Source organism: Microbacterium sp. zg.Y909, assembly GCF_024626565.1.
On the sequence record NZ_JANJFJ010000246.1, the window covers coordinates 1 to 6,640 of the forward strand.

The following is a 6,640-nucleotide window of genomic DNA, read 5'->3' on the forward strand; positions in this document are numbered from 1 at the left end:
TGACCGTCGGCTGACCCTTGTGAGCCTTGGCGGTCTTGTAGGCCGCGTAGACCTTCTGGTAGTCCAGCCCGCCGCGGCGGAGCTTGCCCCAGATGTCGTCGTCGGACCAGTCCTCGACCATCTTGGCCGTGCGCTCGTCGCGACCGAAGAAGTGGTCGCGGATGAACTTGCCGTCCTCGGCGCGGTAGGTCTGGAAGTCCCCGTCGGGGGTGGTGTTCATGAGGCGCACGAGGGCGCCGTCGTCGTCCTGCTGCAGCAGCTCGTCCCAGCCACGACCCCAGACGACCTTGATGACGTTCCAGCCGGCACCGCGGAAGAAGCTCTCCAGTTCCTGGATGATCTTGCCGTTGCCGCGCACCGGGCCGTCGAGGCGCTGGAGGTTGCAGTTGATGACGAAGGTGAGGTTGTCGAGTCCCTCGTTGGCTGCCACCTGCAGCTGACCGCGGCTCTCGACCTCGTCCATCTCGCCGTCACCGAGGAAGGCCCAGACGTGCGAGTCCGAGAGGTCCTTGATGCCGCGGTTGGTGAGGTACTTGTTGGTCATCGCCTGGTAGATCGCGTTGATGGGGCCGAGGCCCATCGACACGGTCGGGAACTGCCAGTAGTCCGGCATGAGCCGCGGGTGAGGGTACGACGGCAGTCCGTTGGGCGCTTTCGAAGCCTCCTGGCGGAACCCGTCGAGCTGCTCGGTGCTGAGGCGGCCTTCGAGGAAGGATCGCGCGTAGATGCCGGGGGAGGCGTGACCCTGGATGAAGATCTGGTCGCCACCGGACGGGTCGTCAAGGCCGCGGAAGAAGTGGTTGAAGCCGACTTCGTACAGCGACGCCGACGAGGCGTAGGTGGAGATGTGGCCGCCGACGCCGATACCGGGGCGCTGCGCGCGGTGCACCGTGATGGCGGCGTTCCAGCGGATCCACCGGCGGTAGCGGCGTTCGAGCTCCTCGTCACCGGGGAACTCGGGTTCGTTCTCGGGCGCGATGGTGTTGATGTAGTCCGTGGTCGGCACCTGCGGCACGTTCAGCTGCAGCTCGTGCGACTTCTGCAGCAGGCTGAGCATGATCTCGCGGCCGCGGCCGGAGCCCTTGGCATCGACGAGCTGCGAGAGCGACTCCTGCCACTCGGAGGTCTCCTCCGGGTCGCTATCGAGGGCCTCCTGCGAGTACGGATCCTGATCGTTGACAGTCACGGAAGACCTTTCTCGTATGGCAGATCGTGCCAGGTATTCGTGGCGCGGATCGCGCGGACGTTGTCCGCACCGCACAAAGCGCCATCGTTCAGCCTACCCACTCAGCGCGCCGCGGTCGCGGGCCTGAGTGGTGCAGTCCGCAATGGTTTTCGCCCGCTGCGGCCGCATCGTGGCCGGTACCAGGATCGAACTGGTGACCTTCTCCGTGTAAAGGAGCTGCGCTACCGCTGCGCCAACCGGCCACCAGCCATCCTAGGCCTCTGTGGGAGCGTCGCTCGGGCGGTAGGTTGAAGGGGTGAACGCCAGCCCCGCCGACCAGCGCCGACTCCTCGACCTCACCGAACTCGATGCCAGGATCGCTCAGGCCGATCGGCTGCGCCAGAACCCCCCGCAGGGAGTCCGGGTGAAGGAGCTGCTCGCGCAGCGCCAGGCCTATTCGCAGGAGCTGTCGCGGCTGCTGGGCGCCCGTGACGACGCCCGCACCGAACTGGCACGCATCGAGTCGGACGTCGCCGTCGTGCAGGCGCGCAGCGACCGGGATGCCGGCCGACTGGCATCCAGCGCCAACGCCAAGGAGGCGCAGGGCCTCGAAAGCGAGATCGCGTCGCTTGCCAAGCGCAAGAGCGCCCTCGAAGACGCGGAGCTCGAGGTGATGGAGCGCCTGGAGCAGTGCGAGGCGGCCGTCGTCGCGCAGGAGGCCCTCATGGCGGAGACCAACGCCGAGGGCGTGCGCCTCTCAGACGAGGCGAAGGCGGTCGTCGCCGATGCGACGGCGCGTCTGGACCAGGCCAAGCGCGACCGCGCGGCCATCGTCGCAGCGCTGCCGGCCGACCTGGTCGCGCTTTACGACCGCACCGCGGCGCGCTCGACGGGCGCCGCCCTGCTGCGCCGCGGCACCTGCGAGGGATGCCGCATGGTGCTCTCGGGCACCGACTTGCAGAACCTCCGCGAGACCCCGGACAACGGCGTCGTCACCTGCCCCGAGTGCGGCTGCATCCTGGTGCGCACGGAGGAGTCCGGCCTGTGACCGTCTCCGTCGGTGCCCGGCGCTGAGTCGTCGCCGACGTGGATCGCCGTCGGGCGTGATGGCGACGGCATCACCGCCGCACTGCTGAACGACCAGGGCGGCGAGACCGCCCGCGTGGCGGTCGCCGATCTGCCGTCCTGGGTGGCCGACGCCGAGACGGCCCACGCACCCCGGTGGGTGTGGAGTGACACCCCCACGTGGTATGACGGGCTGCTGGATGCCGGCGTGCGCGTTGCACGCTGCCACGATCTGCGCCTGTGTCACGCAATCCTGCGCGGCAGCGTCTACGTGACCGACTCCGGGCCCCTGCGCGATGCGGGGGAGTGGGATGCCGCTGCCTCCGATCCCGGCGATTCGCCGCCGACGCTGTTCGAGTTCGAGACGGCATCCGCCCCCTCTCTGCCGCAGTCCCTCGACGCCGCCCTCGCCGAATTCGCCCGCCAGCGGGAGGCACTTGCCGGCGCGACCGAAGCGGGACGTCTGCGCCTGCTGCTGGCGGCGGAGTCCGCCGGCGCGCTGGTGGCCGCAGAGATGCGCGCCGCCGGGCTGCCCTGGGACGAGGCGGCCCATGACGGCATCCTCACCGAACTGCTGGGTCCTCGCCCGGCAGCGGGCAGCCAGCCGCGTGAGCTCGAACGCGCCGCAGCGCAGGTGCGCGCGGCGCTCGGGGACCCGACGGCCGCCCTGGACTCACAGCCGAAGCTGCTGCGGTCGCTGCACCGGGTCGGGGTGCTCGCCACATCGACGAGCAAGTGGGAGCTGGCGCAGTACGACCACCCGGCGATCGCGCCGCTCCTGGAGTACAAGCGCCTGGCAAGACTGCTGAGCGCCAACGGGTGGGCCTGGCTGGACGAGTGGGTGCATGACGGTCGATTCCGGCCCGTCTACGTCCCCGGCGGCGTCGTCACCGGCCGCTGGGCGTCATCGGGCGGCGGCGCGCTGCAGCTGCCACGCCAGCTGCGTGACGCCGTGCGCGCCGATCCCGGGTGGGTGCTCGTAGTCGCCGACGTCGCCCAACTCGAGCCGCGAGTGCTGGCGGCCATGGCCGGCGACGTCGCACTGGCCGAGGCGGCCCGCGGGCGGGATCTGTACGCCGGCATCGTCGAGCGCGGCGCCGTGTCGACGCGGTCCGAGGCCAAGTTCGCCATGCTCGGCGCGATGTACGGAGCGACAACCGGCGACAGCGGCCGGCTCGTGCCGGCATTGCGTCGCACGTTCCCGCGCGCCATGGCCCTCGTCGATGACGCCGCCCGCACGGGGGAGGAGGGCGGCATCGTCGCCACCAGGCTGGGCCGCACCTCGCCGCCGCCGTCCGCAGTGTGGCGCGCGGCACAGGGGCAAGCCGGCGATCCGGAAGCCACCGGCGTAGACGAGACCCGCGCGCGGCGCTGGGCACGCGATCGAGGTCGCTTCACCCGCAACTTCGTCGTGCAGGGCACCGCTGCCGAGTGGGCGCTGGCGTGGCTGGCGGAGCTGCGCGGCAGACTCGCCGCGCTGCCGGCGGTCCCTGCCCACGAGTCGGCCTCACGGTCCGGGCCCGCCTTTGAGCGGCGGGCGCACCTGGCGTTCTTCCTGCACGACGAGGTCATCGTGCACGCCCCCGCTGCGCAGGCGGATGCCGCGGCTCACGCGGTCGCCGAGGCGGCGGCATCCGCCGGGCGACTTCTGTTCGGCACGTTCCCGATCGACTTCCCCCTCGACGTGCGCATCGCGCAGTCCGCCCAGAAGGACTGAGTCACCCGCAGATCGCGGGCTTGATCTCGACCGGCGGCGCATCGATCATCGGGGTGTGGAGCACGCTCGGCAGCACTTCGCTCTGGACCGGCCCGACGAAACTGAAGGCGAGCGTGCCGGTCCCTCCCGGCTCCAGCCGCAACTCGGCGGCCGTTGTAGCGAACCCCGCCTCGACCGCCTCCACCGAAGGCTGGCCCGTGCCGTCGAGCTGAACCCCGGCCGCTGACCACCCCTCGGGAGCCGCGACGGAGACGATCGTCCCGATCTGACCCGCCGGCACGCCCCAGATCCCGCCGCCGGTGACGCTCGGCGGGAACCGCTCGCCGGCGTCCCCCGGTGCGTCGCTTTCGAGAACGACGGACACCGTCACCTCGGCGCGGCCGTCGGCGCCGCATGACGCCGCCACCTCGATCCCCGTGTGCAGGAAGATCCCCATCTTCCCGCCGGTGGTGTCGTTGAAGTACACGCCGAAGGCGTCGGGCCCGGCGGCGTCGTGGCGCGCCGCGGCGCCTCCCAGAACCGTGCCGGTCAGCCCGGCTTGAACGTCGGCATCGGGGCTCCACAGAGCCAGCCGCCCGGCCGCGACCGGTTCGGCCAGGACGCGCGCCCAGGCGAGAGGATCGATGCTGCGTGAGGTCAGCGCGCCGAACACCGAGTTGGTGACCCCCTGCAGGAAGACCGTCTGCTCTTCGACGCTCAGGTTCTGGTACGGCTCGACCAGCAGCCGGGGGACCAGGTTGTCAGCGGTCAGTTCGCTGCCGTCGGCAAGGGCGATCGGGCCGGTCGCCTCGATGAAGGCGCGCATGACCAGCGGGTCCAGCGAGAGGACGGCATCCGGTGCTGTGCCGGTGCGGCCCTGCCACCACGCCGACGCGAGCTGGCCGGTGACGGCGAAATCGGCCGTCATCGACGCGTTCTGCGCCGATGTGGCCACGCCGTCACCGTAGAGCGCGGTCGTCCCCTCGGGCAGGGCCATGATCGGTTCGCTCTGGCGACGGAACTCGGTCGAATCGGCCTGCTCTTGCAGCGTCAGCGCGCCCCGGTCAGCGCCCACCAGCGCGAACGACTCCGTGATCCCCCCACCCGTGCGCAGTTCGGCGTTGTTCTGGAGCACGACCAGCAAGGTCCGCGGCCCGTCGGCACCGAGGAGACCCGGCAGTACGCCGGACGCCTGCGCCGCGATGTTGAGCGCGGGCTCCACCTGCTCGAGGGCGACCTGCAGCAAGTCCACGCCGGACGCGAGCGGCGGGAGCAGGCCCGCCGGTTCCACGGCAGCGATCTCACTTCGCGCATCGGTCGACGCCTCGGCGGCGATCATCAAGGGCTCGTGTGCGGCTGCGAGGGCGACGACGTCGACCATGGCGCCGTTGCCGGGAGGGCGGAACAGACCTGCGGCGGTATCGCTGACCGCGGCCATCGCGGAGGCGAGCGCATGCCCGTGTTCCGCGATCACCCCGAGGGCGCCGACATCATCCCCGAACCAGGGCATCGTCTCGGCGACCGCCCACACCGGATCAGTCGCCGCCTGCGCGGCTCTGTCTGCGGAGCCCGACAGCTCGCCGACCAATCCTTGCGCGGCGGCGAGGTCACCTCGGTCGACGGCGCTGGAGAGGTGGCGCGCCGTCGACGCGACTTCGGACAACGCAAGTCCCGCGCCGACGACCCTTAAGGCAGCCCAGCCCACCCCGGCGAGGAGCAGGCACAGCATCACGATGCTCGCCCACACCAACCCGCGCACCGGAACAATCCGGTGCGCGGGAGGTGTCTGACTCACGACCGCGCGGAGCGGTGGCGACGAAGCAGCAGCAGACCCGCGCCGCCGGCGACAAGGGCACCGGCGCCGAGACCCAGCGGCAGCAGAGCGGCGGTCGTGCCGCCGGTGGCGGCCAGGTCGCCCGCTGCCGCGGCGCGCGGGCCGTTGGAGCCGGCGGTGGTCGCCGTGAGGCACTCAGGCGTCGCCTGCGGGTACGCGAGCGGCACGGAGACCGTCGGATTCACGCTGAGCACAGCGTTGACACCGGCGCGGGTCCACGCGAACTCAGGATCCGAGAGCACCCACTCTCCGTCGACAATCTCGTGTCCCGGCATTCCGAGGTCCGTGCCCTCCGCCCCGACGACGGTGCCGGGCCACGGCACCGTGCCCGACAGCCGGCCGTCGACGAGGTCGCCCAGCGCGATGGGGTCTGTCGACTGCACGCCGTTCGTCAGCACCAACGTCACCGCGGTCTCGGTCACCTGGGAGTCAGGGTCGTCCAAGGTTACGGAGTACTCGATGAACGGTGCGCCGCGAAGGCACTCGCCGACGGCGACCGCCGCGATCAGGCTTGACTCGACGGGCAGCTCCGGCGTGTACTCGTCTGGCGGCGGCGGCGTCGCGGCGGATGCCGCGGCCGGAGCTCCGAAGATCACGAGCGCGGCAAGCGCGAACGCAGAAACGGATGAACGAATCATCATGCCTCCCCAAAGGCTGATTGCGGACACCCCCGTGCCCGACCCCAATGGCGAGAGGCTACCTCAGCTCGGGCCAGGAAGCAACGGTGCGTGGGGCACGTCGGATGCGTCCGGGCGGGCACCGGTAGACTTCTGGGGCGAATGGGTCGGCCGGACGGTCGCGTAGCGGGAAACCGCGCCGAGGAACGTCCGGGCTCCACAGGGCAGGATGGTGGGTAACACCCACCCGGAGTGATCCGCGA

Annotated in this window: 4 protein-coding genes, 1 tRNA gene and 1 pseudogene; 2 read left to right on the forward strand and 4 right to left on the reverse strand. The window is 71.0% G+C overall.

Annotation, left to right across the window (positions count from 1 at the left end; genetic code table 11):
* Nucleotides 1-1,186 (reverse strand): annotated as a pseudogene (locus NQ160_RS16000) (pyruvate dehydrogenase (acetyl-transferring), homodimeric type); the annotation flags it as partial.
* 170 nt (nt 1,187-1,356) lie between these two features.
* A tRNA-Val gene (locus NQ160_RS16005) sits at nt 1,357-1,428 on the reverse strand.
* A 53-nt stretch (nt 1,429-1,481) separates the two neighbouring features.
* Between NQ160_RS16005 and NQ160_RS16010 the strand changes: the two genes are divergently transcribed.
* Complete coding sequence (locus NQ160_RS16010; RefSeq protein WP_257516166.1) at nt 1,482-2,213, forward strand: zinc ribbon domain-containing protein; 732 nt, start codon at nt 1,482-1,484, stop codon at nt 2,211-2,213.
* A gap of 12 nt (nt 2,214-2,225) precedes the next feature.
* The gene (locus tag NQ160_RS16015) at nt 2,226-3,947 is read left to right on the forward strand and encodes a bifunctional 3'-5' exonuclease/DNA polymerase (RefSeq protein WP_257516167.1); all 1,722 of its coding nucleotides are present in this window, start codon (nt 2,226-2,228) and stop codon (nt 3,945-3,947) included.
* A 1-nt stretch (nt 3,948) separates the two neighbouring features.
* Here the strand turns inward: NQ160_RS16015 and NQ160_RS16020 are convergent, their stop codons facing one another.
* Nucleotides 3,949-5,685: a DUF4012 domain-containing protein gene (locus NQ160_RS16020; protein WP_257516168.1), complete on the reverse strand. Its 1,737-nt coding sequence runs from the start codon at nt 5,683-5,685 to the stop codon at nt 3,949-3,951.
* A 32-nt stretch (nt 5,686-5,717) separates the two neighbouring features.
* Nucleotides 5,718-6,398 carry a cell wall protein gene (locus tag NQ160_RS16025; RefSeq protein ID WP_257516169.1) on the reverse strand — a complete coding sequence of 227 codons (681 nt, stop codon included), beginning with the start codon at nt 6,396-6,398 and terminating at the stop codon, nt 5,718-5,720.
* Between the last annotated feature and the right edge of the window lie 242 nt (nt 6,399-6,640).